At 42.2% G+C, this 26,126-nt stretch carries 25 protein-coding genes; 11 read left to right on the top strand and 14 right to left on the bottom strand.

The genetic code is table 11. From position 1 onward, the window contains the following. Positions 1–135 precede the first annotated feature (135 nt). Positions 136–555 carry a gamma-glutamylcyclotransferase family protein gene (locus tag DFP80_RS05880; RefSeq protein ID WP_113915881.1) on the bottom strand — a complete coding sequence of 140 codons (420 nt, stop codon included), beginning with the start codon at positions 553–555 and terminating at the stop codon, positions 136–138. Between the two features lie 73 nt (positions 556–628). Continuing rightward, positions 629–1,522, bottom strand: a complete 894-nt coding sequence (locus DFP80_RS05875) for a LysR substrate-binding domain-containing protein (RefSeq protein WP_113916048.1) — start codon at positions 1,520–1,522, stop codon at positions 629–631. An 81-nt stretch (positions 1,523–1,603) separates the two neighbouring features. On the opposite strand from DFP80_RS05875, the gene DFP80_RS05870 reads away from it, so the two are divergent. The 11 genes from DFP80_RS05870 (at position 1,604) to DFP80_RS05830 (ending at position 11,896) form a co-directional block, all read left to right on the top strand. After that, positions 1,604–2,269 (top strand): LysE family translocator, encoded by a 666-nt coding sequence (locus tag DFP80_RS05870; RefSeq protein ID WP_113915880.1) that lies wholly within the window; start codon positions 1,604–1,606, stop codon positions 2,267–2,269. Positions 2,270–2,384: 115 nt separating this feature from the next. Continuing rightward, on the top strand, positions 2,385–3,449 hold the full coding sequence (locus DFP80_RS05865; protein ID WP_113915879.1) for an FAD:protein FMN transferase: 1,065 nt from the start codon (positions 2,385–2,387) through the stop codon (positions 3,447–3,449). 399 nt (positions 3,450–3,848) lie between these two features. Next, a complete protein-coding gene (locus DFP80_RS05860; protein ID WP_220150913.1) occupies positions 3,849–4,886 on the top strand; it encodes a PAS domain S-box protein in 1,038 nt (345 codons plus the stop codon). After that, positions 4,855–5,148 (top strand): ATP-binding protein, encoded by a 294-nt coding sequence (locus DFP80_RS20975; protein ID WP_220150912.1) that lies wholly within the window; start codon positions 4,855–4,857, stop codon positions 5,146–5,148. The genes DFP80_RS05860 and DFP80_RS20975 overlap by 32 nt, the downstream gene beginning before the upstream one ends. Then, the gene (locus DFP80_RS20970; RefSeq protein WP_206610568.1) at positions 5,139–5,348 is read left to right on the top strand and encodes an ATP-binding protein; all 210 of its coding nucleotides are present in this window, start codon (positions 5,139–5,141) and stop codon (positions 5,346–5,348) included. The genes DFP80_RS20975 and DFP80_RS20970 overlap by 10 nt, the downstream gene beginning before the upstream one ends. A gap of 14 nt (positions 5,349–5,362) precedes the next feature. After that, positions 5,363–5,788 (top strand): response regulator, encoded by a 426-nt coding sequence (locus tag DFP80_RS05855; RefSeq protein ID WP_113915878.1) that lies wholly within the window; start codon positions 5,363–5,365, stop codon positions 5,786–5,788. Between the two features lie 13 nt (positions 5,789–5,801). After that, entirely contained in the window at positions 5,802–7,520 is a 1,719-nt protein-coding gene (locus DFP80_RS05850; RefSeq protein WP_113916047.1) for an EAL domain-containing response regulator, read from the top strand. A gap of 260 nt (positions 7,521–7,780) precedes the next feature. Beyond that, positions 7,781–9,064 carry a 2-hydroxycarboxylate transporter family protein gene (locus DFP80_RS05845; protein WP_113915877.1) on the top strand — a complete coding sequence of 428 codons (1,284 nt, stop codon included), beginning with the start codon at positions 7,781–7,783 and terminating at the stop codon, positions 9,062–9,064. A 139-nt stretch (positions 9,065–9,203) separates the two neighbouring features. Next, positions 9,204–10,802: an ATP-binding protein gene (locus DFP80_RS05840; RefSeq protein ID WP_241560200.1), complete on the top strand. Its 1,599-nt coding sequence runs from the start codon at positions 9,204–9,206 to the stop codon at positions 10,800–10,802. Further along, positions 10,799–11,482 carry a response regulator gene (locus DFP80_RS05835; protein ID WP_113915876.1) on the top strand — a complete coding sequence of 228 codons (684 nt, stop codon included), beginning with the start codon at positions 10,799–10,801 and terminating at the stop codon, positions 11,480–11,482. The genes DFP80_RS05840 and DFP80_RS05835 overlap by 4 nt, the downstream gene beginning before the upstream one ends. A gap of 6 nt (positions 11,483–11,488) precedes the next feature. Continuing rightward, entirely contained in the window at positions 11,489–11,896 is a 408-nt protein-coding gene (locus tag DFP80_RS05830; RefSeq protein ID WP_113915875.1) for a nucleoside-diphosphate sugar epimerase/dehydratase, read from the top strand. A 52-nt stretch (positions 11,897–11,948) separates the two neighbouring features. Here the strand turns inward: DFP80_RS05830 and DFP80_RS20775 are convergent, their stop codons facing one another. The 12 genes from DFP80_RS20775 to sdhC all read right to left on the bottom strand — a co-directional run bounded on the left by DFP80_RS20775 (position 11,949) and on the right by sdhC (position 25,764). Then, positions 11,949–12,419 carry a polyribonucleotide nucleotidyltransferase gene (locus DFP80_RS20775; protein ID WP_206610564.1) on the bottom strand — a complete coding sequence of 157 codons (471 nt, stop codon included), beginning with the start codon at positions 12,417–12,419 and terminating at the stop codon, positions 11,949–11,951. A gap of 96 nt (positions 12,420–12,515) precedes the next feature. After that, the gene (lhgD, locus tag DFP80_RS05820; RefSeq protein ID WP_113915874.1) at positions 12,516–13,739 is read right to left on the bottom strand and encodes an L-2-hydroxyglutarate dehydrogenase; all 1,224 of its coding nucleotides are present in this window, start codon (positions 13,737–13,739) and stop codon (positions 12,516–12,518) included. An 81-nt stretch (positions 13,740–13,820) separates the two neighbouring features. Further along, complete coding sequence (locus DFP80_RS21045) at positions 13,821–14,024, bottom strand: cysteine-rich CWC family protein (RefSeq protein WP_113915873.1); 204 nt, start codon at positions 14,022–14,024, stop codon at positions 13,821–13,823. Positions 14,025–14,113: 89 nt separating this feature from the next. Beyond that, on the bottom strand, positions 14,114–14,986 hold the full coding sequence (sucD, locus tag DFP80_RS05810; RefSeq protein WP_113915872.1) for a succinate--CoA ligase subunit alpha: 873 nt from the start codon (positions 14,984–14,986) through the stop codon (positions 14,114–14,116). A 2-nt stretch (positions 14,987–14,988) separates the two neighbouring features. Continuing rightward, positions 14,989–16,155, bottom strand: coding sequence for an ADP-forming succinate--CoA ligase subunit beta (gene sucC / locus DFP80_RS05805; RefSeq protein ID WP_113915871.1), 1,167 nt, complete (start codon positions 16,153–16,155; stop codon positions 14,989–14,991). An 87-nt stretch (positions 16,156–16,242) separates the two neighbouring features. Next, the gene (gene lpdA, locus DFP80_RS05800; RefSeq protein ID WP_113915870.1) at positions 16,243–17,682 is read right to left on the bottom strand and encodes a dihydrolipoyl dehydrogenase; all 1,440 of its coding nucleotides are present in this window, start codon (positions 17,680–17,682) and stop codon (positions 16,243–16,245) included. Positions 17,683–17,766: 84 nt separating this feature from the next. Next, positions 17,767–19,305, bottom strand: coding sequence for a 2-oxoglutarate dehydrogenase complex dihydrolipoyllysine-residue succinyltransferase (gene odhB, locus DFP80_RS05795; RefSeq protein WP_113915869.1), 1,539 nt, complete (start codon positions 19,303–19,305; stop codon positions 17,767–17,769). A gap of 33 nt (positions 19,306–19,338) precedes the next feature. Further along, positions 19,339–22,176: a 2-oxoglutarate dehydrogenase E1 component gene (locus DFP80_RS05790; RefSeq protein ID WP_113915868.1), complete on the bottom strand. Its 2,838-nt coding sequence runs from the start codon at positions 22,174–22,176 to the stop codon at positions 19,339–19,341. A 376-nt stretch (positions 22,177–22,552) separates the two neighbouring features. Then, positions 22,553–23,257: a succinate dehydrogenase iron-sulfur subunit gene (locus DFP80_RS05785; protein ID WP_113915867.1), complete on the bottom strand. Its 705-nt coding sequence runs from the start codon at positions 23,255–23,257 to the stop codon at positions 22,553–22,555. A 12-nt stretch (positions 23,258–23,269) separates the two neighbouring features. Beyond that, the gene (gene sdhA / locus DFP80_RS05780; RefSeq protein WP_113915866.1) at positions 23,270–25,042 is read right to left on the bottom strand and encodes a succinate dehydrogenase flavoprotein subunit; all 1,773 of its coding nucleotides are present in this window, start codon (positions 25,040–25,042) and stop codon (positions 23,270–23,272) included. A gap of 3 nt (positions 25,043–25,045) precedes the next feature. Next, positions 25,046–25,393, bottom strand: coding sequence for a succinate dehydrogenase, hydrophobic membrane anchor protein (gene sdhD / locus DFP80_RS05775; protein WP_072839974.1), 348 nt, complete (start codon positions 25,391–25,393; stop codon positions 25,046–25,048). Beyond that, on the bottom strand, positions 25,387–25,764 hold the full coding sequence (gene sdhC, locus DFP80_RS05770) for a succinate dehydrogenase, cytochrome b556 subunit (RefSeq protein ID WP_113915865.1): 378 nt from the start codon (positions 25,762–25,764) through the stop codon (positions 25,387–25,389). Before sdhC ends, sdhD begins: the two co-directional genes overlap by 7 nt. Between the last annotated feature and the right edge of the window lie 362 nt (positions 25,765–26,126).

Below are 26,126 nucleotides of genomic sequence, written 5' to 3'. Positions count from 1 at the left end.
CCGAATCCGTCAACAGCATGTTTGAGGAATTAACGGAGGTAAGGTAGCTAAATGACATAATACCAAGTCAGATTACCAAGCCATTTTCAGCAGATAGTACAATAGAGTGGCATTAACTAAATCTAGGTTTTACCATCACGCTGAACGACTACGATAAAGCGCCGCATGCTCAAGGCCATACTCGCCTGCTAGTTCTTGCATGACTTGTACTTCTTCTAGCATTTCGGGTGGTTTGCCATAGGCTAAGACGTCTACCTCATCGCCTGACTCAAGACAGATAACTGGAATACTGACTTTACGATAACCGTCTATGGCGGTGATTCTTTCCAGCGCATCCATTTCTGCTAAAACATCGTCTGACACTTCAAACACCTGCCCTTTCACTGGATGACCTTCGCCTGACTGTAAAACAAGCCAAGGTGAAAACCGTTCACCAATAAGGTATAGCGGATAACGATCTTTAGTTTCAAAGTCACCACGATAACGAATACCTTTGTTTGTTTTAAAGTTCGGGAATCCTTCTTTCAGCGTCCCAAAGACAAAAACTTTATGCACGAAATATGCTCCTATAAAAAGGCTGCGACTGATGTGAAATCATTTAGAATATACACCAAGGTTCCCATTCATTCTAACGGGTAATTTGCTCCATTAACCAATTAGTAAATACTGCAATTCTTGGGTCTAAATTCGGCTCTTCCAATGTTAATAAAACATAGTCATGTCCTGAAGATTGCATGCCTAATGGTGAAATAAGGCGTTGTGCTTTCAAATCATCAGACACTAAAGGAATAGACCCTATAGCAATGCCAAGCTGATTTTGGGCAGCCTGTAAAGTGTAAAAGAAATGATCAAAGTGCTGCTCACTTTTAGGAATGATTTTTTCTATCCCATAAGCGTTTCTCCAGTCATCCCATGCATTTGGCCTAGTCCGACTATGTAACCAATTAGCTTTATTTAAATCTTGGCTAATATGTTTTTCCCAATAGTCTTTTGTGCATACAGGTCCAGCCAGTTCAGAACAGAGTGTGGTTATTTGATAATCCTCGTGGGCACCAAAGTCCATGCGGCGAATGGCAATATCACAATTTTCCGACAATAGATCAATCGGGCCACCCGCCATTCTGAGATCGACATTTAACTCCGGACACAAAGTTCGAAACTCACCTAATCTTGGCATTAACCAACGCATTGCCAAGCTAGGTTCACATGACACTGCCAGAAATGGTGACGCGCCATCATGGCGATGAATTTCCTCTACGGTATAACTTAATGCATCGAGACTTTCTGTGGTCGTTTGTAATAATCGTTGCCCTGCGGCGGTTAGATAAACCCGACGATTACGGCGCACAAATAAATCAACGCCAATACGCTCTTCAACCTGTGCGACTGCTCGACTAATTGCTCCGTGCGTTAAATGAAGCTCTTGCGCCGCCCTGGAAAAGCTTTGATGCCGCGCTGCTGCTTCGAACGCAGTCAATGCTCCCAAGGGAGGAAGTCGTCTTTTTATGTGACTATTACTCACAATATTCACCATTAATTATCGATTTTATTTACTTTCCCATCTATTCATACTCTTATTATTCACAGATGAGAGTATCTTGCCATGTTAAATATCGATCAATTTGAGTTATATTCCGTTGCCATTATCACGTTATTGGCCGTAATTAGTCCGGGGCCAGATTTTGCGATGGTGTCGAAAGTCTCGCTATTAAAAGGACGACAAGAGGGAATTTTGTGCGCTCTCGGAATAAGCACCGCTATCAGTGTGCATTTGACTTATACGCTCCTAGGATTAGGAATTGTCTTTGTAAATAATATTTGGGTGCTGAATACATTGCGCTATCTTGGCGCCATGTACCTTATTTGGTTGGGGGCTTCCGCCTTGTGGCCGGATATAAAAGCGCTCTTTGGTAGAACAAAACCTAAGCAAGAAAATGAACCATTAAAAAGTGAAAACACATCTCAAAACAAACTAACAAGAAATAGCTCAGCTTTTTGGTCTGGGCTTGCTTGTAATGTACTCAATCCGAAAACTATGTTGTTTATCATGTCTTTGTTTAGCCAAGTCATTTCAACAGATACCTCTTTATTGATGGAGCTTGGCTATGGTGCTTATATTGCTTTGGCACATTTTGTTTGGTTTGCTCTAGTCGCTTGTTTGCTTACGTCAGCAAGAATTCAACAAAAAGTACTGGTCTTTAAAATATGGATCGAACGCGTTACCGGCTTGCTAATGACATCTCTCGGTTTGCGGTTATTAATAAACTGACTCTAAGCAGCTAAATGAAAAATGCACATTAGTGTGGATGATAAATGGTTTGATAGAGTTGATTATAAACGGCTGGTAGACTTACTGAATTTACTATCCATAAGGCTTAAATGACATGTCTACCTCAATAAAATCTGGCTTTAATGTAACCAAAATCACAGGCCTGAGCGCTCTTCTAATGACAACTTTTTTAGTAGGTTGCAGTGAGCCGCCAAAACTTGAAACGGTTGAAGGTTACGCCCAAGGCACGACGTATCAAATTAGTTTTTGGTCTGAAGATGCGGTTCCAGTGACAGAGATACAAACGGCGTTCAACGATACGCTTGCTCAAATAGACAAAGAGCTTTCCACTTATCGTCCAGACTCTTTCATTTCTAAGTTTAACCGCAGCCCTTCCGTGGCTTGGCAACCTGTATCAGAAGACTTTGTTGATCTGGTCAAAATAGCCCAAGACATACATATAAAGTCAGAAGGTTGTTACGATCCGACTATTGGGCCTTTGTTCGATTTATGGGGCTTTAAAACCGACCAACTTCACGTACCCACACGAGAAGAATTAACCGCCCTAAAATCTGAGCTTGGGATAGATAAAATAGAAGTGAACGAAGAAAATTTACGTGTACGCAAAACACGTCCTTTCCTTCAGCTTGATTTTTCTTCCATGGGCGAAGGCTACACTATTGGCAAGTTAAGTCATGTATTAGAATCCAAAGGCTACGATAATTACATGGTGCAATTTGGTGGCGATATGAAAATCAAAGGTCACAAGCCAGATGGCGAAAAATGGCGAGTGGCTATTCAGAGTCCCATCCCTTCCGCTGACGGCGCACCAAAAGTCTATAAGGTCATCACTGTCAAAAACGAAGAAGGCGTCACGCTTGATACATCAGGCACTTATAACCGTCACTTCGACGATAATGGCGTGGAGTATTCGCACATAATCAACCCAAGCACAGGCAAACCAATCACTCACGATCTTGTCTCGGCGTCGGTATTTGGTACTGACCCTAGAATAAGCGACGCATGGGCAACCACCATGTTGTGCCTTGGTCCAGTTGAAGGTGCAAATATCGCCAAAGAGGAAAATCTAAACGTCTTCTTTATCGAAAGAAAGAACGACAAACTAGTGAACTCCAGCAGCGCTGCCTTACTTAAAACCGATAAAGTGAAATTTGATTAAATCGGTCACTTTATTGAAATTAAAAAGATCGAGAAATGAAGTGATCCCATCAAATTGGACGCTTTGTTAATCGGTCTTTTTATTATCGAATTTGGATAATTTGCTTAATGAATGTCTAGTCAGGCTTTTGAACCTTCCCCACGTACCCTCTCTTTTTCTGACCCTCGTATTGCAATGGATACTATTTTTAACAAATCTAATCAATCGGTTAATTGCCGTATTTAGATTCCTAGTCTATCTATAAATAAAGTCTCCTTTACAATTGGAATGCATGATGGATCATAGTGAAACCAACAAAAATAAAAAAAACAGACAAAACAATGAGTTGGTAAAAAACACTTTTTTTCAGCAAGATAACTTTTTTTTCAGCAATTGGTCACTTGTTTGCCTATGGGCGCGATGGTAGTCAATACTGATGCTCGCATCCTCTTTGTTAATGATTCCCTTTCAGAGGCCCTAGGTTATACAAAAGAAGAGCTTATTGGGGAAGACACTGATTTCCTGCTTCCAAGCCAATTTCAGGCTAATCACAAAAAGCTCATGTCGCAATTCTTCAAACACCCCCGTAAACGTCAAATGGGAGCTGGGCAGTCTCTCTATGCTCGTAAAAAAGACGGTAAACATATCCCTATTGAAATTGGCTTAAACCCAATAGAGCAAGAAGGAAAAACCTTTGTTCTGGCAACCTTAATTGATCTCACGACAAGGCAACGAGCCAACAATATGTTCCAACGTTCGATTCAAGATGCACCTCATGGTGTATTAGTAGTCGATTCTAAAGGCATTATTCGCTTAACAAATAAGGTGCTTTGCCAATCTTTTGGCTATACGCCTGAAGAACTAATCAACCAACCAATGGACATGCTTTTACCCCTTCGCTACCGAAAACACCATGATCATTTACGTCATACTTTTCATCAAAACCCCACACCAAGGATGATGGGAATTGGTCGAGACCTTACCGCTTTGCACATGGATGGAAGTGAGTTTCCTGTAGAAGTAGGGCTTAGCCCGTTTGAAGATGAAGAAAGTAATCAAATGGTGCTTGTTTCTTTACTGGATATTACTAAACGCAAACGTTTGGAGCAGGAGCTACGTGAAACCAACACAAATCTAGAAGAGTTTACTTACGTTGCGTCCCATGATTTACGATCACCATTACGAGGTATTGCTGATTTATTAGAATGGGTGAAAGAAGACCTTGGCCAAAATACACAAGTAGATGTAAGTCGAAACCTTGAACGTATTGGCATTCGCATCCAGCGTATGGAGCAGCTAATAGACAATCTACTCACTTATGCCCGAGCTGGCAAAATAGAAGCGAATACTCAAGATGTTAACGTCAATTCACTATTCGATAATATTTTTGAGTTATTGGAAGTCCCCGAAGGAGTCACCATTACTCGTGATATTCGAAGCGAATACTCAAGATGTTAACGTCAATTCACTATTCGATAATATTTTTGAGTTATTGGAAGTCCCCGAAGGAGTCACCATTACTCGTGATATTCGGTTGGAGCATTTTACTGCAGTATGGACTCCGCTCGAAACCGTGATGCGCAACCTTATTAGCAATGCAATTAAGCATCATGATCAAAGCACAGGCTCTATTGTCATTGGCTGCGCAGCCGATAACAATTTTTGTCACTTCACGATCTGTGATGATGGTCCAGGTATGATGGTCCAGGTATTCCAGTAGCGGCATTCACTCGTATCTTTCGGTTATTTCAGACCCTTACATCGAGTGAATGCAGCGGCACTGGCATTGGGTTATCGGTTAGTCGACGCTTAGTAGAAACTCATGGTGGCCGCATCAGTGTTGAAGCAAATGAGCATCAACGAGGTGTTACCTTCCACGTTTGGTGGCCTAGGTTTGTAAGGAAAGACACCCATAACTAAAAGGAAAACTACTAATGATGAAAGAGTTAAATGTGCTCATCGTTGAAGATGATGATGTAGCCGCTGAGTCGATAACGCGAAGCCTAAACAAAGTATCGCCAAATATTAATCTGGTCTATGCCGAGCATGGCAGAGTGGCTATTGAAATTCTGGAAAACAGGCATCCAACTAGAAAGCTAACCAGGCCTTATGTGGTTTTATTAGATTTAAATATGCCAGTAATGAATGGCTTTGAATTCTTAGCGTATGTTCGTGACAGTTCAAGCCTACAAGATACGGTAATTTTCATCCTTACTACGTCAAATGATGATAATGACCGTTCACGAGCTTACGATAATAATGTCGCTGGCTATATGGTCAAATCTTCTGTTGGCCCTCAGTTTGCCAAACTCGCTGCCTTAATGGACGCTTACCGAAATGCCGTTGAACCAAATAGATAAACCTGGAGATACCATGGAAGTATTAGAAACCAATGAAGGTCACGCTCTAAAATTATTAATTGTCGACGATGATGATGTTGATCGTGAACGCCTTCGCCGAATGCTTTCTAAATCTAATATAGAGACCAACATTTCAGAAGCATCTTCTGTTGAAGACTCTATGGACTTTCTCAGTTATGAAGATTACGACTGTGTCATCGTTGATTATCGACTAGGTCTAAACTCAGGGCTTACTTTGCTCAATAATATTCGCCAACGTATGAACAACCATTGTGCCGTGATCATGGTGACAGGGTTAGGAGATGAAGAAGTTGCTGCGGAAGCGATGCGACTTGGTGCGAGTGACTATTTACTTAAAAACCAGTTGCAAAGCCCTCAGCTTATACGTGCCATTATCAGTTCTATTCATCGAGCAGACTTAGAAAAAAAACTCCACAACATGGCCCACTACGATAATTTAACAGGCTTGGCCAGTCGCCCCTTACTACTCGACAACTTACAGCAAATAATCACCAACCAAGACGCCGCTGCAGTTGCGTTTCTTGATTTGGATAATTTCAAACCTGTAAACGACAATTATGGCCACGATACAGGTGATTATGTACTGGTGACGGTCGCAAATAGGCTAAAAGAGATCATTCGAAAAAGTGATACTCTCGCTCGAATTGGCGGTGATGAGTTTGTTTTATTGCTACGTGATGTTTCCTGTAAAGAAGAGTGTGATGGTTTTCTCAATCGTCTTATTAACCTGATTAACACGCCAATAGAATTGCTCGAATTTGAATGCCAAGTTCAAGTTTCAGCAAGCATTGGAGTTGCCTTGGTTTCCAATGACAGTTTAGATGCTGACACAATTTTGCGCAGAGCAGATCAAACCATGTATCAAGCAAAAAATATGGGAAGAAATAACATCATATTTTTTGACCCTGAAGAAGAGCATCGCCAATATGCTCGGCGCGCCTTGCTGCAAGCAGCTGAACGGGGTATTGCTCTGGACGAATTCGAGCTTTACTACCAACCTCAAGTTAATATGGTGAACCATAAAATAATTGGTGTAGAAGCACTTATTCGTTGGAACCACCCTACTATGGGTTTTCTTTATCCTGAAGATTTTACTGAAGTGCTGGAACACCCAGCAACAGGCATTTTAATTGGTGAATGGGTATTACAAGAAGCACTACGCCAGCATAGCCGCTGGCAAAAAGATGATTTAGTTATCAGCGTCAACATCGCCCCTGCACACCTATTAAGTAAAAATTTTGTTCAGCGTTTGGGCGAATTGCTCACAAGCACACCTCACTTTAATCCCAACTTACTAGAGATTGAAATATTAGAAACTGTCTCTATTGACGCTATTCCCTGTGCGGTTGAGGTTGTGGAAGCCTGTTGTGATCTAGGTATTCATATTGCTCTTGACGATTTTGGCAGTGGCTACTCTTCCCTAAATTATTTGAAGCAATTACCCTTAAATACTTTAAAAATTGATAGCTGCTCTATCCAAAACATTTTATCCAACCCAAAAGATCGCGCTATTGTCGCCTGCGCTGTCGCACTCAGTAATGCGTTTAACTTCAAACTTATTGCTGAGGGGGTTGAATCACTAGAACACAAACAAGCACTGATTGATATTGGCTGCCTACAGGGACAAGGGTACTTCATTGCCAAGCCTATGGCAGCGAAAAAAATGATAAATTGGATACAGTCCTACAATCAACAACACCAAACCCATTAAACCTCCAGCCTCCTCAACTCCCATTCTTTGTCCTTTTAGCACCGCTTTTTCGTGATGAAATTACGGTGCTTAAAAAAACGACCGTTAAACCAAATCATGACAAAACAATCTAGCAATTGTGCAAAAAACCACCAAATGTGGAGTTACAAAAGATCCAAAACTATTTTTTAGTTTCATTAAAAGAAAAGTAACTTCCGCTTAGATCGAAGGTTGGTAGACTGCGGCGAATAATCAAAACAAGCAAAAAAAGAGAGTCTAAAATGATCACTAATGATGTCATGACACCGCACGATCAACGCACCAGTAAAGTCATATTGGCCATTGCTGCTATTACCATTTTATTAGCGACCTTTGCCGGCATGATGCCTGGCGGAATGATAGGTGCTTTAGGCATTATGGTGATTGTTGGGTTCATCCTTAATTACATTGGAGACAGAACTCCGATTATCAATCAATTCTTCGGTGGTGGTGCCATCGTAGTTATTTTTGGCTCTGCTTATCTTTTCCATAGTGGTCTATTTCCTTCCAGTGCAGAAAGTAATGTCACGACTTTCATGAAAAGTGGCGGCTTCTTATCTTTTTATGTGGCCAGTTTAGTCACTGGCTCTATATTCGGTATGGATACCCAAACACTTAAAAAAGCCGCCTTGAAGTACATCCCAGTTATCCTTGGTTCCGCATTTTTTGCTTGTATCTTTACTGGCCTAGTAGGCATGTTAGTAAGCAAAAGCTTTTACGATTCTGTCATGCTAATTGCTCTGCCTATTATGGGTGGCGGTATGGGAGCTGGTGCCGTACCTCTAGTCGAAATCATGTCTGGTAAAACAGGCATGAGTGCTGAATCCTTAATGTCTCAAATGGTTCCTGCGCTCGCTATTGGTAACGCTATTGCCATTGTTATTGCTGGCCTACTGCATAAACTGGGGCAAATAGCACCAGGTCTTACCGGCAATGGGCAGCTCATTCGTGGCCAAAAAGCCATAGAGGAAGAAGATCAAAAAGCATCATCTCTTAATATTACCACATTAGGTATCGGTGCTTTGCTGGCGGTCAGCATGTATTTTCTGGGTACTTTATTATCTAACTACATTAGCATGCACACCTATGCTCTCATGATCCTATCTATTGCGATCATCAAGGTATCTGGCGTTATGCCAAAAGGCTTAGAGCAAGCCGCATACTCTTGGTATAGATTTGTTGTAGGTAACCTAACACCAGCACTATTAGTTGGTATCGGTGTGGCTTATACCGATCTAAACCAAATTCTAGAAGCCTTGTCTCCTATGTACTTCTTACTTGTTTTAATAACGGTACTTGGTGCGGTATTTGGTGCGGGGTTGATTGGCTGGTTAATGGGCTTCTACCCTATCGAAGCGGCTATTACTGGCGGTCTTTGCATGGCTAATATGGGCGGTACAGGTGACGTAGCGGTTCTTGCTGCCAGCAAACGCATGGAATTAATGCCATTTGCGCAAATATCTTCTCGCATCGGTGGCGCTTTCATGCTGATTCTTGCGACTCTAGTGGTTCAAGCTATCGCTTAGCTGTCTAAATGACTTCTTAGCAGACTATAAACTTTCAAACAAAAGGGAAAGCTCATGATGACTTTCCCCTTTTGTTTAGCCCTTGTGATGTATGCTGTATAATCGCCTCTCTTATTTTTTCATTAATAATGAAGCGCAAATGACACTCAAGTCTTATCTCGCCTTAATCACAATATCTACCATTACCATTATTGTATTGGCAGTTGCTGTGGTGTTGGGTTATTCCCTACAAAAAACCTATCTAGATAGCATCAGTCAACGAGGCATAGAATTGGGTCGTGTCATCGCACACAATGAAAAAATCATTCAAGCCGTAGAATTAAGTAACCAAGGCAAAACAAGCAATATTCAATCCTATGTAGAAACACTCCGTGCTCAAACCGATGCTTCATATATTGTCGTGGTGAATAAAAATGCGATTCGCTTAAGTCACCCAAAACCAGACAGAGTCGGCAAACACTTTGTCGGTGATGACATTTATCAAGCGTTAAGACAAGGTAACGATTACACCAAGGTCGCCGTAGGTACGTTAGGGAAAGCCATTCGAAATTCAGTCACCATACGAAAAGATGGCCAGATCATTGGCGCTATTAGCATTGGTTATTTATCCCAACCTACCAGCAAGCTGATTTTCAAGCATCTACAAGAGGCAGGATTACTAGTCGGATTCGTTTACCTTCTTGGCGTTATTATTGCGGGCTTCTTGATACTAAAATTAAAGCGGACTTTTTTAAGTTTAGAGCCGGAAGAGATTGTTCAAAAATTTAAAGAACACGAATTAATTTTAGACAGCATTCGTGACGGCATTGTTGCGATAGATCATGAACAAAACATTACCGCTATCAACAGCATGGCAATTGAATGGTTAACCATGAATGTGCTCAGTGCCTCACAGGTTGTAGGTAAACCATTAAGCTCCCAGTCCCAAAGTCTTTCTCATTTCGCCCTAGAGGCTCAGGGGCAAATTACGCAAAACCCTTTCAATTTAGGCTCATTAGAATTTATTGCTACTTTATACCCAATTAGGGGAAAAAAAGGTGAAGTTGGTTACGTCATGGTCTTTTTTCCAGATCACGGGGAGAAATCGCTAGAACAAGAGCTCACTGCTACAAAAAACTACGCCGACTTGTTGCGCGCTAAAACTCATGAATATTCTAATCATCTCAATGTTCTATCTGGCATGCTACAAGCTGAGCGTTATGAGGATGCCATCGAGTTTCTTCAACAAGAAAGTGATGGCGACCAAATCGTGCTAAGACGAATCATTAAAACTATTGAAAATAGCGCGGTGGCTGGGCTCATTTTCGCTAAGCATAATAAAGCGAAGGACCTTAAGGTCGACATGCTGATTGAAAGTGACTGCCAGCTTGGACGATATCCCGCCAAAACCAATGAAGCATTAGTCACATTAATGGGAAACCTCATAGACAACGCCCTACTGGCCGCTTGGTCAAACAGATTGCTTACTTCGCCTTTTGTTAAGCTGTATATTAGTGACCGTAATGCTCATATCATGATTCAAATTGAAGACAGTGGCGCTGGCGTAGATGAAAAATTAGAAAGTCGAATATTGGACTTTGGCGTCAGCAGCAAACACAACACAGAACAACATGGTATTGGGCTTTATTTGGTCAAGAAAGTTGTCGATCAGTATCATGGCAGCCTTGATTGGGAGCGCAGTGAAATAAATACCACTGTTTTTAGTATTTACTTAGACAAACGAGCACTAACAAGATGAATCGAATTCCGGTCATGATAGTAGAAGATGATCTACGTGCTAGCTATGTATTAGAAAGTACCATCAACCAACACTCAGGTTTTCATGTAGTAGCAGCCTGTGAAAGTTTGCTAGAAGCAGAGTTAAAAGCAGAAGCTTTTGACCCTGAACTTATTATGGTAGATATCTCCCTACCCGACGGAAATGGCATTGACCTAGTAAAGTCCTTAAAAAGCAAAGGTATCAATGCAGTTTTTATGATGACTACTGCAGAAAGAGAAACCGCCACCATAGAAAAGGCTATACAACTAGGCGTAATGGATTACCTAGTAAAACCAATTCGTATGTCCCGTGTATTGCAAGCCCTTGATGATTATTTGGATTTTAAAAAACGCCTGACAAAAAATGACAAGATTGATCAACAAGACATAGATGCCCTATTTAGAAAGAACGCATCGCTAGATAACACTCGAAAAACCCCAAAAGGTATTGATGAGAACACGCTAGATAAGCTGACTCAGCATCTTGATTCTATGACGAATATCTCGTTCACAGCGGAAGAAATAGGCGCAGCCATCAACCTTAGCCGCATTACAGCTAGACGCTACCTTGAATATTTAGAAGCGCAAGGGCAAGTGAGTATGGCGTTGGATTACAAAACCGGTGGCAGACCGAAACAACGCTACACCAAGACAGTCTGAGTAGAAATGTTTCAACCAACGCAGCTATTAAGAAATATTTTCGGACATAGAACCACATCCAAAAAAGTTATTTTTATTGGTATAGATTATCTATGTTTTTCTTTGTCGAAGTCTCTACTCGACAACAATAGACATGCAAAACACCCTATTGAAATTACTGCATTTATTGATGATGAACCGTGGAATAATCGCACCCAAGTTCATGGCGCAACGGTTTTTTCACCAAGCGAAATATCCGCACTCGTTCGAAAGCACGGCGTTACTCTGATAATACAAATACAGGGGGAATCGATCAGCATCGCTGATAATATTTGGGAAGATATTGTTAAAACCAAAGTGAAAATAATAACACTAGACGCTCACCAAGACATCGCAACCATGCAAAATTCGGTGTACCAAGCCTGCATAAAATAAGGCTCACTTTTCAACTAAAGAGTCCTTTCTTTATTATAAAAAATAACCCCAATTAATACGCTTGAGCAGTCGCAACACGCTGATTAGACATACTCATTGCCGTTTTAAGAGACTGGGTAGATGACATAGCTATCACATTCAATTGATCGGTGTAAGCGTCTTTTGGCAGCTTAATATCATCGCGCTGAGCCATAATAGCTTTAAACTTTTCAACATCTATTGAATCAGGTCCATTCTTGATCGAATTTAATTCATCCTCACTCAAGCTTGCCAAACCACCGCCCGGTAAATAAATAGCACCAGTAATAAAATCCACACCAAATGCAACCACACCAGGAACAAAGAAAAATAACAGGCCAATCGCATCTAAGGCAGCAACACCTACATCGATTTGGCCATTCGTTTGACCACGACGCTCGGGGTAAAGCAAAGTACCACACGCAGTCACTTGAGTAATAAGCAACGCTGCGGCAATACCTCGTGCTAAATGAGTGAAGCCTAGATTTTTCTTTAAACCTGTCATACTTATTCCTTATCAGTGATTATTACGAGTACCACTCTATATCGAAATGCTCGCAAAGCACAAACCCAGCCATCTTTATTTCACAATGCTTTCGTACTAAACAGACGTCATCTGTTCATCAAGCTTATCAATAATATATGCACCTATAGGAAATGCACTGGTAGCAGCAGGGGAAGGAGCATTACAAACATGTAAGGTTCGAGCGCTTTGGCTAAATAAAAAATCATGCACCAGACTACCATCATTCATGACGGCTTGAGCCCGAATACCAGCAGGATAGGCTTGCAAGTCATCTAAAGAGACTAGATCGCAATACTTCCGCACTTGAGCTAAATAGCCAGGCTTATACCAAGAGTTTTTTGTCTCCATAAGCCCCGTACGCCAATGATTCATTAGCAACTTCCAAAAGCCTGGAAAGCGCACCATATCAAAAACATCGCGCAAATCGATATTAATTCGACCATACCCTTCTCGTTTCCATCCTTGCACCGCATTCGGACCAACCGTCACAGAACCATCAATCATGCGTGTTAAATGCACACCTAAAAATGGTAAATCTGGATCAGGAATCGGATAAATTAGATGATTTACAAGATGATTATGTTTCGCTGGCAATTGGTAATACTCACCGCGAAACGGAATAATTTGGAAATCCGTTGGAATATTCAGCATTTTAGTTAACCGGTCAGCCATAAGACCACCACAGCTAACAAGATAAGAAGTATGAACTACATCATTATTTAACGTGATTGCAACGCGCTCATGGCTTTCATCAAGATTCTGGACTTCGGTATTTAAACGTAACTCACCACCTTTTTGCACAAAAAGTTCTGCCAGTTTTTGGCATATTTTCTGGTAGCTTACTATGCCCGTTGACGGAACAAACAATGCAGCAACACCTTTCACATTCGGCTCTCGTTCCTTCAACTGGTTTTGATCTAACTGATGTACTTCCAAGCCATTTTCCTGACAGCGCAGGTATAAGGCTTCCATGCGCTCTTTTTCAAGCGCATTTGTAGCAACTAATAACTTTCCGCACTGATTAAACTCAATACCATGCTGAAGACAAAATGCCTTCGTCGCTTTCGCTCCACGCTGACAAAAGTCCGCCTTAAGACTCCCCGGCGCGTAATATACGCCAGCGTGTATTACACCAGAATTGTGCCCCGTTTGATGCATCCCTACTTCCAGCTCTTTTTCCACCAATAGAATACGATATTTAGGATAGCGCTGAAGCAACTGCCATGCCGTGGAAAGCCCAACAATACCCGCACCAATCACAACAATGTCATAAATAGAGCTTTTTAATGCTTCACTCATTTTCGCCATTCCTTTTATTGTTGTTAAAACACATAACAAAATCACACTACTCTGCATAAGACAGAATTAAAAATTAGGCTCTCAAACAAAACCGAATGTTTTTAAAAAACCTAGTTTATCAGTACGATAAAATTCAATGCACCGCTGACAAACACAAACACGGCCTTTTTGTTCCGATGGAATAAACGCCAACATATCACCAGGTACTATGATATTAAAACACCAACAAGACTGATTAGCCCCGAGTGCACATGCATTATCACTCTGACAAAAAGGACACTTCATTTTTCATACCTATTTATGTATCAATAGCGCAAAAAAAAATCCCCGCCGAAGCGAGGATTTTATCATCAGTAAGACTTTAAAATACTAGCTTACCAGCCAGTGATTTCTTTAAGTGCAGAACCGATATCCGCTAAAGAGCGAACAGTTTTAACACCAGCGTCTTGTAGCGCTGCGAATTTCTCGTCAGCTGTACCTTTACCGCCAGAAATAATCGCGCCAGCGTGACCCATACGCTTACCAGCTGGTGCAGTAACACCTGCAATGTAAGATACGACAGGCTTAGTAACGTTTGCCTTGATATAAGCGGCCGCTTCTTCTTCTGCTGTACCACCAATTTCACCGATCATAACGATCGCTTCAGTTTGTGGATCGTTTTGGAACATTTCCAATACGTCGATGAAGTTAGTGCCTGGGATTGGGTCACCACCGATACCTACACAAGTAGATTGACCGAAGCCAGCATCAGTCGTTTGCTTAACAGCTTCATAAGTCAATGTACCAGAACGAGATACAATACCCACTTTACCTGGCATATGAATGTGACCAGGCATGATACCGATCTTACATTCGCCTGGAGTGATAACACCTGGGCAGTTAGGACCGATTAGACGCACACCTAACTCGTCACATTTAACTTTACAGTCAAGCATGTCAAGAGTTGGAACGCCTTCAGTGATACAAACGATCAGTTTGATACCAGCATTAGCCGCTTCAAGAATGGAATCTTTGCAGAAAGGAGCTGGTACGTAGATAACAGATGCTTCTGCACCAGTTTGCTCTACGGCTTCTTTAACTGTGTTGAAAACTGGTAGACCTAGGTGAGTTTGACCACCTTTACCAGGAGTCACACCGCCAACCATTTTCGTTCCATAAGCAATTGCTTGCTCGGAGTGGAACGTGCCTTGTCCGCCAGTGAAACCCTGACAGATTACTTTAGTATCTTTATTAATTAAAACAGACATTATTATTTGCCCTCCGCAGCTTTAACAACTTGTTCAGCTGCGTCTTTTAGACTTGTTGCAGCGATGATGTCTAGACCAGAGTTTGCTAGAACCTCACGGCCTTTCTCTGCGTTAGTACCTTCAAGACGAACAACAACAGGCACTTCAACACCAACTTGCTCTACAGCACCGATAATGCCTTCAGCGATCATATCGCAACGAACGATACCACCAAAAATGTTAACCAATACGGCTTTAACATTGCTGTCAGAAAGGATGATTTTGAATGCTTCAGCAACACGTTCTTTCGTTGCACCACCACCTACGTCTAGGAAGTTAGCAGGCTTGCCGCCGTGTAGGTTAACGATATCCATAGTACCCATTGCTAGGCCGGCACCGTTTACCATGCAGCCAACGTTTCCGTCTAGAGCAACATAGTTAAGTTCCCATTTAGCCGCATGTGCTTCACGCTCATCTTCTTGAGATGGATCGTGGAACTCTTGCATTTTCTTCTGACGATAAACAGCGTTGCTGTCGATACCGATTTTGCCATCTAGACAATGAAGGTTACCTTCGTCTGTGATAACAAGAGGGTTGATTTCAAGAAGTGCGAAATCATAGTCGTGGAACATTTGAGACAGACCAAGGAAAACTTTAGTGAATTGCTTGATTTGAGTTGGGTTTAGGCCCAATTTAAATGCTAATTCACGAGCTTGGTAAGGCTGAGCGCCTACTAAAGGATCAATGATCGCTTTATGGATAAGTTCTGGCGTTTCTTCAGCAACTTTCTCAATTTCAACACCGCCTTCTGTAGACGCCATGAAAACAACGCGACGAGTAGAACGGTCAACAACTGCACCTAGGTACAATTCGTTTGCAATGTCAGTGCATGATTCAACAAGAATCTTAGCAACAGGCTGGCCATTTGCATCAGTTTGGTAAGTAACTAGGTTTTTACCTAACCAATTTTGTGTAAAAGCTGCAACTTCTTCATAAGAATCAACAAGCTTTACGCCGCCCGCTTTACCGCGACCACCAGCGTGAACCTGAGCTTTAACAACCCACTTATCACCACCGATTTTTTTCGCTGCTTCAACTGCCGCTTCAGGCGTGTCTACTGCGTACCCTGTAGATACTGGCAGGCCGTATTCAGCAAAAAGCTGTTTAGCCTGATATTCATGTAAGTTCATTTGATTCTTCCGCTCATCTGAATGATTGACATAAGCTCTGCCCGTTAAGACAGAAATTGCCGGCTCGTGGCCGGCAAATCTAATTTATTAACGCTTTTTACGGTTTGCGATATGGATCGCGTGATTATCTACCGCTAGCGCTGCTTCATGAACTGCTTCACTTACTGTTGGGTGAGCAAATACAGTCAAAGCAATATCTTCTGCTGTAGAGCCGAACTCCATTGCAATAACCGCTTGCGCAATCAGATCAGCAGCATGACCACCAATGATATGGCAACCTAAAATACGATCAGTTTCTTCACAAGCAATTATTTTAACGAAGCCATCAGTGTCATTCGCCGCCATAGCACGACCAGACGCTGCAAATGGGAATTTACCCACTTTAAACTTAACACCTTCTGCTTTTAGCTCTTGCTCATTTTTACCAACCCAAGCTAATTCTGGATGGGTATAAATAACAGAAGGAATGCAGTCATAATTCATTTGTGCTTTGTGGCCTGCGATAATATCTGCCACCATAACACCTTCTTCTGACGCTTTGTGAGCCAGCATTGGACCACGGACGATGTCACCGATTGCGTATACACCTGGAACAGAAGTACGGCACTGCTCGTCTACGAATACAAAGCCACGCTCATCTAATTTCACACCAGAGTCTTCAGAGAAACAACCTTGAGTGAAAGGTTTACGACCAACAGCAACAATCAACTTGTCAAATGTTTGCTTTTGCTCTTCACCTTTTGCATCAAGGTAAGTCACTTCAACTTCTTCACCATTGATCTGGCTACCAGTAACGCGAGCGCCAAGACGAATATCCAGATCTTGTTTCTTGAAGATTTTAGCCGCTTCTTTCGCAAGGTCTTGGTCACAAAGGCTTAGGAAAGAGTCTTGCGCTTCAAGCACAACCACTTCAGAACCTAGACGAGCCCATACAGAACCAAGCTCTAGACCGATAACACCAGCACCGATAACGCCAAGACGTTTTGGCACAGCGCGGAAATCAAGAGCACCTTCGTTATCAACGATGATATCACCAGTACGTGGCGCAGGTGGAATATTTACTGGTACAGAACCTGTCGCTAAGATAACGTTTTCAGTTTCAATAACAGTTACTGTACCGTCATGTGCAGTGAATTCTACTTTTTTGTTCGCTAGTACTTTACCGAAACCTTCAAAGCTAGTTACGCCATTTGCTTTGAAAAGGCCAGTAATACCGCTTGTTAATTGATCTACGATTTTGTCTTTGCGATTAACCATCGCATCAACATCCATAGATACATCACCAACGTTGATGCCATGAATACCGTAAGACTCTTTTGCATCATGGTATTTATGAGAAGAATCTAATAGAGCTTTAGAAGGAATACAGCCAACGTTCAAACAAGTTCCGCCAAGGCGAGGCTTGCTATCTTTGTCTAACCATTTTTCGATACAGGCTGTTTTCAAGCCTAACTGAGCAGCTCGGATAGCGGCTACATAACCACCAGGGCCGCCACCAATTACAACAACATCAAATTTATCAGACATAAGAGGTCCCATTTTTCAGTCAAGCTAAGCAGCACTCACAGTGCCACTCAGCATTCAATTCATACAAATAGTTGGTACGAAAACTTAGATTTCAAGTAAAAGACGTGCTGGGTCTTCAAGCAAGTCTTTGATCGTTACCAAGAATTGTACGGCTTCTTTGCCGTCAATCATACGGTGATCATAAGACAAGGCCAAATACATCATTGGCTGAATTACAACTTGACCATTAACAGCCATTGGTCGTTCTTGAATTTTGTGCATACCCAAGATACCAGTTTGTGGCGGATTGATAATTGGCGTAGATAGCAAAGAACCGAAAGTTCCACCATTAGTAATAGTGAAAGTACCACCTTGCATATCATCCATACCTAGTTTGCCATCACGGCCACGAAGTGCGAAATCCATGATTGCAGACTCGATATCCGCTAGACCCATTGCTTCAGTGTTACGAAGAACAGGAACCATCAAACCACGATCAGTAGAAACAGCAACACCGATATCTTGGTAGCCATGGTAAACCATATCATTACCATCGATTGATGCGTTTACTGCTGGGAAGCGCTTAAGTGCTTCAGTTGCCGCTTTTACGAAGAAAGACATGAAACCAAGCTTAGTACCGTTATGAGCTTTGATAAACTCATCTTTGTATTTCTTACGAAGCTCCATGATTGGACCCATGTTAACTTCGTTGTAAGTCGTCAATAGAGCTGCTGTCTGCTGAGCTTCTACCAAGCGCTTAGCAATGGTCGCACGAAGGCGAGTCATAGGAACACGTTTTTCAATGCGACCTTCAGCACCTAATGCCGTCATTGGCGCTGCGGCAGCTTTAGGCGCTGGAGCAGAAGCGGCTTTGGCTGGAGCGGCAGCTGCTGGAGCAGATGATTTTGCTTTAACAGCAGCATCAACATCTTCTTTAGTGATACGACCGCCTTTACCTGTACCTTTAACTTGAGCGACCGTTAGGCCAGCTTCAGAAAGCGCTTTGCGAGCAGCAGGGCCAGCAACACCATCTTCATCACCTTCTGTGGCAGCAGTAGATGCCGCTTGTGCAGGTGCTGTTTCTGAACCTGAAGCGCCAACCAAGAAGTTTGCTAACACTTCGTCACTAAGAACGGTATCGCCTTCGTTTTTCAAGATTTCGCCAATCACACCATCTGCAGGTGCAACAACTTCTAGAACAACCTTATCAGTTTCGATATCAACGATATGATCATCACGAGTACAAGCTTCACCAGGTTGTTTGTACCAAGTAGCTACCGTACCGTCGGCAACAGATTCAGGGAAACTAGGTGTTTTAATCTGAACTGTTTCTTTTGCAGAAGCTGATGCTGTTGACGTTTCAGCTGGAGCGTCGGTTTTTTCAGCTGGAGCAGCGGAAGCGGCTGCACCAGATTCAAAGATAGCCAATACTTCATCACTTAATACAGTATCGCCTTCACCTTTTAGGATTTCTTTCAATACACCATCAGCAGGTGCAACAACTTCCAAGACAACTTTGTCTGTCTCAATATCAACAATGTGCTCATCACGTGCACAGGCTTCGCCTGGCTGCTTGTACCAAGTAGCAACGGTGCCGTCTGCTACAGATTCTGGAAAAGTAGGTGCTTTAATTTCAATGCTCATTTTATACCCTTATCTCTCTGACAGGCTATGGTACTAACCAACTAATGCGTCGTTGACCAGCGCTTCTTGTTCTTCAACATGGATAGACATGTAACCAGCCGCTGGGGCAGCAGACGAAATTCGACCTGCAAAGCGGATTTTTAATTCAGGATACAGTTTTTCCAATACTCGATTCATACGGTGGCGATTAGCATGCCAAGCACCTTGGTTCTTCGGCTCTTCTTGACACCAAACCAAGCTCTCAACATTTTTGTACTGCTCTAACTCAGACTCAAGGTCCGCGTATGGGAACGGATACAATTGCTCGACACGTATTACAGCAACATCATCTTTTTGCAGTTCTTCACGACGGTTAATCAAGTCGAAATAAACCTTACCGCTACATAGGACAATACGTTTTACTTTATCTGCAGTAACTGTTTCAGATGATTCTGGCAAGACCGTTTTAAAGCTTCCTTCCGCCAAGTCTTCTAGGGTCGAAATTGCTTGTTTATGACGAAGCAAACTCTTAGGAGACATTATGATCAGCGGACGACGCATTGGACGAATCGCTTGACGACGAATAATATGGAAGATTTGTGACGGTGTGGTCGGCACACAAACCTGAATATTATATTCAGCACAAAGCTGTAAGAAACGCTCTAGTCGTGCTGATGAATGCTCAGGACCTTGACCTTCGTAACCATGCGGCAACAACATAGTTAAACCACATAGGCGGCCCCACTTGTGCTCACCACTAGTGATAAATTGGTCAATAACTACCTGTGCACCATTGGCGAAGTCACCAAACTGCGCTTCCCAAATAACCAAACCTTTCGGTGATGTACTTGCGTAACCATATTCAAAAGCCAATACAGCCTCTTCCGAAAGATAAGAGTCATAAAGATCCAATGTAGGCTGATCTTCAGACAAATGTTTCAGTGGAATATAAGTACTGCCATCTTTTTGACTATGAATAACAGCATGGCGATGCGAAAAAGTACCACGACCAGAATCCTGACCAGTAATACGAATCGGATAGCCTTGCTCAAGCAAAGTAGCAAAAGATAATGTTTCTGCGTAACCCCAGTTTAGAGGCAAAGCACCAGCGGTCATTTTATCACGGTCTTGGTAAATTTTCTGAACTTGACGCTGAACAACTACACCATCAGGAATGCTCGTTAACTTCTTAGCGACTTCCTGTAATTTAGCTAATGGGTATGTTGTATCACCGGCATCTGTCCATTCAACACCAAGGTAAGGCTTCCAATCGACAAAGGAACCCGTTTGAGATTCAAGAACAAGGCTCTTCGCAACATGACGAGCATTATCAAGATCTTCACGGTTCTCACTGACCATTTGATTTGATTTTTCTTGGGATACTACAGACTCTGCAACCAGACGCTCTGAGTAAAGAGCACGTGTTGTTTTCAGATTACTAATCACGCTATACATAAGCGGTTGAGTACCAGAAGGCTCATCCGTTTCATTATGACCACGACGACGGTAACAAACCATATCGATCACAACGTCTCGACCGAATTCATAACGGTAATCTAACGCTAACTGAGTAACAAACAATACCGCTTCTGGATCATCACCATTAACGTGGAAAATAGGCGCTTGAATAATTTTAGCAACATCGGTTGCATATTCAGTGGAACGCGAATCTTCTTGGCGGTTAGTAGTAAAACCAACTTGGTTGTTGATAACAATATGCACCGTACCACCGGTACGATAAGCGCGAGTTTGAGACATCTGGAATGTCTCCATAACCACGCCTTGACCAGCAAAAGCGGCATCACCATGAATCGAAATAGGAACTACAGTTTTACCTGTTGTATCTTTACGACGGTCTTGACGAGCTCTTACTGAACCCTCAACAACAGGAGAAACAATTTCCAAATGCGATGGGTTAAAAGAAAGCGCAATATGAACTTCCCCACCTGCCGTCATCACATTAGAAGAGAAACCTTGGTGGTATTTAACATCACCTGAAGTATTAACCAGCTTCTTACCTTCAAACTCATCAAATAAGTCTTTCGGGTTCTTGCCTAGCGTATTAACTAATACGTTTAAACGACCACGGTGAGCCATACCAATCACAACTTCTTTCGCACCGAGTGCGCCAGAACGTTGAATCAGTTCATTCACCATAGGAATTAAGCTTTCGCCACCTTCAAGACCGAAACGTTTTGCGCCTGGGTAACGACTAGCAAGATACTTTTCTAAACCTTCAGCTGCAGTTAAACGCTCAAGCAAGCTTTCGCGAGTTTCTTGTGAGTATTTTGGACGAGAACGAACAGATTCTACACGCTGTTGAAGCCACGCTTTTTCTTGCGTATCAACAATGTGCATGAACTCATAACCTATACTTCCGCAGTAGGTTTTTTCAAGTTCAGATACAATTTCATTCAATTTCAAAGACTCTTTATTAAAGAACAAAGAACCTACATTGAATGTTGTATCTAAATCAGCACCTGTTAATTGGTGATAACCAATATCGAGGTCGGCAACCTTCTCACGTTTTTGCAACCCAAGTGGATCAAGTGTTGCATGCTGATGCCCGCGTACGCGATACGCATTAATCAATTGCAAAACATTGATTTGCTTCTGCTCATGTTCAGAACTAACCACCTTACCTGTAGCAACAGGCATAGAGCGGAACTTATTCTTACCAATTTGTAGAAACTGTTCTTGAATTACCGAATGAGGAAGATCGGTTGATTGCGCTTCACTTACGCGAGGCAATTGATCAAAACATTTACGCCATTCTTCCGACACAGAGTTCGGATCGACGAGGTAGCTTTCAAACAACCCTTCAACATATTCCAAGTTTCCACCTGAAAAATGAGAGGTGCTCCACAGCAACTCCATTAAACTTTCGTGCATTCTCGATCACCCTTATGTTCGAGCCAGCTACCGGGGTCCCGGTATCAATCTATTATTAAGATCGATCATTTTATCAGGCCCGTAAGGCTATTAAAGCCTCGATTTTTTGTTTATTTCCAGCTACTTTCGCCCTTTTACGTTCAATACTAAACCACTAAGATGATTTCATTTTAGTACAATAAAATCACCTGAATCCTTAATCACTAAGTTAGTGGTTTTTCTTTGCGCATCCTTGCTCGTAAAGATCGAATTTTAAATTCTTTTTATTGCATTCTCTATACTAGAATATGCAAAAATGGCGGCATTGAATCAATATTCAAGCCGCCTACTTTCGGTGGTCACATTAAAATATCACAATGAACCACTCGGTGCATTGTTAGGTCGCTCTCTGCAAAAGCATAGTACGAATATTACCAATGGCTTTAGTTGGGTTTAAGCCTTTCGGACAAACGTTTACACAGTTCATGATACCGTGGCAACGGAAGACACTAAACGGGTCATCCAAATCACTAAGGCGCTCTTGAGTTGCTGTATCGCGACTATCTGCCAAGAAACGATAAGCTTGCAACAGACCTGATGGCCCTACAAATTTATCTGGGTTCCACCAAAAAGAAGGACAAGCTGTTGAACAACAAGCACACAAGATACATTCATAAAGGCCATCTAGCTTTTCACGCTCTTCTGGGCTTTGCAAGCGTTCAATAGCTGGTGCCGGTGCGTCATTAATCAAGAACGGGCGAATTTTTTCGTACTGCTTATAGAATTGTCCCATATCTACAACAAGATCACGAACCACAGGCAAACCAGGAAGTGGGCGCAATACCAACTTACCTTTTTTAACAGCCTCAGAAACTGGCGTAATACAAGCTAGACCGTTTTTACCGGACATATTCATACCGTCTGAGCCACACACACCTTCACGGCATGAACGACGGTAAGAAATACTAGGATCTTGAGCCTTCAACAAGTTCAAAACATCAAGCACCATTAGATCCTTACCTGCTGGCAACTCAATATCATAATCCTGCATATAAGGAGCGTCGTCCTTCTCAGGATTGTAGCGATAAATACTAACTAACATTAATACAACTCCTTAGTATGAACGAATTTTAGGTGGGAAAGCTTCCATAGTTTTTGGCGCAAAGTTTACATCGCGCTTAGTCACTTTCTTATCTGCTGGGTGGAACAAAGAGTGTTTCAACCAGTTTTCATCGTCACGTTCAGTAAAGTCATTACGCGCATGCGCACCGCGACTTTCTTTACGGAACTCAGCAGGGATAGCAGTAGACTCCGCCACTTCCAATAAGTTTTCAAGTTCAAGCGCTTCAATACGAGCCGTGTTGAAAGCCTGACTTTTATCTTCAAGGTGTAAATTCTCAACGCGTGCACGAATTTCCTTAAGTTGAGCCAAACCTTTTTGCATTGCATCACCATCACGGAATACACCGAAGTAAAGCTGCATTACTCGCTGAAGGTCTGCACGAACTTCAGCAACACTCTCGCCGCCAGTTGTGTTATTTAGGCGATTCAAGCGAACCAATGCTTTTTCAACATTTGTATCGTCTGCATCCAATGAGTCAAAACCTTCATCCAAAGATTTCTTAACATGCAAACCTACTGCGCGACCAAATACAACCAAGTCTAGTAGCGAGTTACCGCCAAGACGGTTTGCACCGTGCACAGATACACAAGCGGCTTCACCACAAGCATACAAACCATCAACGATAATGTCTTCACCCGCTTCGTTTTGCTTAAGCGCTTGCCCACCAATGTTCGTTGGAATACCACCCATCATATAGTGACAAGTTGGAATAACAGGAATTGGTTCTTTGACAGGGTCAACATGCGCGAAAGTACGAGAAAGCTCTAGGATACCAGGAAGACGCTTATTCAACGTCTCTTCACCTAAGTGATCTAGTTTAAGCAATACGTGATCGCCATCCGGACCACAACCACGACCTTCCAAGATTTCCAGTACCATTGAACGAGCAACAACGTCACGACCAGCAAGGTCTTTGGCGTTAGGCGCGTAACGTTCCATAAAGCGTTCGCCGTCTTTATTGATCAGGTAACCACCTTCACCACGACAACCTTCGGTTACAAGCGTGCCTGCACCATAAATACCAGTCGGGTGAAACTGCCACATTTCCATGTCTTGCATAGGGAAACCAGCACGCAATGCCATACCAACACCATCACCTGTGTTGATGTGAGCATTGGTTGTTGATTGGAAAATACGGCCAGCACCACCAGTAGCAATAACTGTCGCTTTAGCTTTAAGGTAAACCGTTTCACCCGTCTCGATACAAATAGCAATAACACCAACAACCGCATCTTCGTTATTTTTCACTAGATCCGTTGCATACCACTCATTAAAGAATGTAGTGCCGCCTTTAAGGTTACCCTGATAAAGGGTATGAAGTAGAGCATGACCTGTACGGTCTGCAGCAGCACAAGTTCGCGCAGCCTGACCGCCTTTACCAAAGTCTTTAGACTGTCCACCAAATGGGCGCTGGTAAATACGACCTTGCTCTGTACGAGAGAATGGCAGCCCCATATGTTCAAGTTCAAATACAGCTTGAGGACCGACAGAACACATGTATTCAATGGCATCTTGATCGCCAATGTAATCTGACCCCTTTACGGTGTCATACATATGCCAGCGCCAATCATCATTTGGATCATCACTTGCAATCGCACAGGTAATACCACCTTGTGCCGATACTGTGTGAGAACGCGTTGGGAATACTTTAGTAACACAAGCAGTGTTTAAACCAGACTCTGTTAACTGAAGTGCTGCACGCATACCTGCGCCACCACCACCAATAACAATGGCATCAAAAGAAATAGTACGAATATTTGCCATTACTTATAGCCCCCAAAGAACCTGAACACCCCATACGATGTAAACAAACATTACAAGACCGCATAGAGATTGAAAGAAGAAACGAGCACCTGTTGCTTTAATATAGTCAGTCGAAATAGACCACAAGCCGATCCAAGAATGCATACCAATAGATAAAAGCACCATCAAACTGAAGATACGCATCCATGTTGCTTCAAATAAAGCGCTCCACTGATCGTATGTAAGATCAGGGTTCAACAACAAATAACCAATAATAAAAACAGTGTACAAAGACAGCACAACGGCAGATACACGCTGCATCATCCAGTCATAAAGGCCTGAACGACCAAAACTTGTTATTTGAGTTACCATATCCAAACTCCTGCTAACACAATAAGAACAGCAGCAATCACAAGGTTTGCGACAGCAGCACTACGTCCACTTTCTAATTCTTCAAAGTATCCCATATCCATAAACAAGTGTTTTACACCCGCTACGAAGTGGTACATCAATGCAGATACAACACCCCAAATCACAAATTTCACTAGGAAATTAGTTTGCAATGCATTCACTACCTGATCAAAACCTTCTTGAGATTCTAAAGAAAGGTCGAACGCATAAAACAAGAAAGCCAACCCTACAAAAAGGATGATTCCTGTTACACGGTGAAGGATAGACACGATTGCTGTGACGGGCATTGATATTGTTGAAATATCAAGGTTGACTGGTCTTTTTTTATTCACGACTTTTTACACCATTTTGTATTGATTGAATGGTCAATCACGACCCAATGTCTATACGTGCTATTCTTACAGTTAGATCATAGTATAGCGACGTCATAGGCCTGCTTTGAAAATCTCATCGATTTGCAAACAAATGCTTAAAAGCGACTCTCTTTTATCCATTAGCATTAGCAAATCAATGAAATCGTCTGAGGCGCAATTATAGACCAGCCAAAAATACTAAGACAAATAGACTGAACAAGAGGTTTTCAATGATCACCATTCAGCAAATGAATGTAACCATAAGCTGAAACAATAATGGTATAAAATTACATAACCAATTACACAAAAAAACCTATTAATCACTATATTTTTCAATAAGT

Origin of the sequence: Marinomonas rhizomae (assembly GCF_003315485.1) — a bacterium.
Taxonomy (GTDB): domain Bacteria; phylum Pseudomonadota; class Gammaproteobacteria; order Pseudomonadales; family Marinomonadaceae; genus Marinomonas; species Marinomonas rhizomae.
The sequence above is the reverse complement of the archived record's forward strand: the minus strand, read 5'-3'. Positions and strand labels throughout refer to the sequence as shown.

Bases quoted from the DNA above. Each gene is read 5' to 3' on its own strand.
- DFP80_RS05870 (WP_113915880.1), top strand. From the start codon at position 1,604: ATGTTAAATATCGATCAATTTGAGTTATATTCCGTTGCCATTATCACG.
- DFP80_RS05865 (WP_113915879.1), top strand. From the start codon at position 2,385: ATGTCTACCTCAATAAAATCTGGCTTTAATGTAACCAAAATCACAGGC.
- DFP80_RS05860 (WP_220150913.1), top strand. From the start codon at position 3,849: ATGGTAGTCAATACTGATGCTCGCATCCTCTTTGTTAATGATTCCCTT.
- DFP80_RS05855 (WP_113915878.1), top strand. From the start codon at position 5,363: ATGATGAAAGAGTTAAATGTGCTCATCGTTGAAGATGATGATGTAGCC.
- DFP80_RS05850 (WP_113916047.1), top strand. From the start codon at position 5,802: ATGGAAGTATTAGAAACCAATGAAGGTCACGCTCTAAAATTATTAATT.
- DFP80_RS05845 (WP_113915877.1), top strand. From the start codon at position 7,781: ATGATCACTAATGATGTCATGACACCGCACGATCAACGCACCAGTAAA.
- DFP80_RS05840 (WP_241560200.1), top strand. From the start codon at position 9,204: ATGACACTCAAGTCTTATCTCGCCTTAATCACAATATCTACCATTACC.
- DFP80_RS05835 (WP_113915876.1), top strand. From the start codon at position 10,799: ATGAATCGAATTCCGGTCATGATAGTAGAAGATGATCTACGTGCTAGC.
- DFP80_RS05830 (WP_113915875.1), top strand. From the start codon at position 11,489: ATGTTTCAACCAACGCAGCTATTAAGAAATATTTTCGGACATAGAACC.
- DFP80_RS20775 (WP_206610564.1), bottom strand. From the start codon at position 12,419: ATGACAGGTTTAAAGAAAAATCTAGGCTTCACTCATTTAGCACGAGGT.
- lhgD (WP_113915874.1), bottom strand. From the start codon at position 13,739: ATGAGTGAAGCATTAAAAAGCTCTATTTATGACATTGTTGTGATTGGT.
- DFP80_RS21045 (WP_113915873.1), bottom strand. From the start codon at position 14,024: ATGAAGTGTCCTTTTTGTCAGAGTGATAATGCATGTGCACTCGGGGCT.
- sucD (WP_113915872.1), bottom strand. From the start codon at position 14,986: ATGTCTGTTTTAATTAATAAAGATACTAAAGTAATCTGTCAGGGTTTC.
- sucC (WP_113915871.1), bottom strand. From the start codon at position 16,155: ATGAACTTACATGAATATCAGGCTAAACAGCTTTTTGCTGAATACGGC.
- lpdA (WP_113915870.1), bottom strand. From the start codon at position 17,682: ATGTCTGATAAATTTGATGTTGTTGTAATTGGTGGCGGCCCTGGTGGT.
- odhB (WP_113915869.1), bottom strand. From the start codon at position 19,305: ATGAGCATTGAAATTAAAGCACCTACTTTTCCAGAATCTGTAGCAGAC.
- DFP80_RS05790 (WP_113915868.1), bottom strand. From the start codon at position 22,176: ATGCACGAAAGTTTAATGGAGTTGCTGTGGAGCACCTCTCATTTTTCA.
- DFP80_RS05785 (WP_113915867.1), bottom strand. From the start codon at position 23,257: ATGTTAGTTAGTATTTATCGCTACAATCCTGAGAAGGACGACGCTCCT.
- sdhA (WP_113915866.1), bottom strand. From the start codon at position 25,042: ATGGCAAATATTCGTACTATTTCTTTTGATGCCATTGTTATTGGTGGT.
- sdhD (WP_072839974.1), bottom strand. From the start codon at position 25,393: ATGGTAACTCAAATAACAAGTTTTGGTCGTTCAGGCCTTTATGACTGG.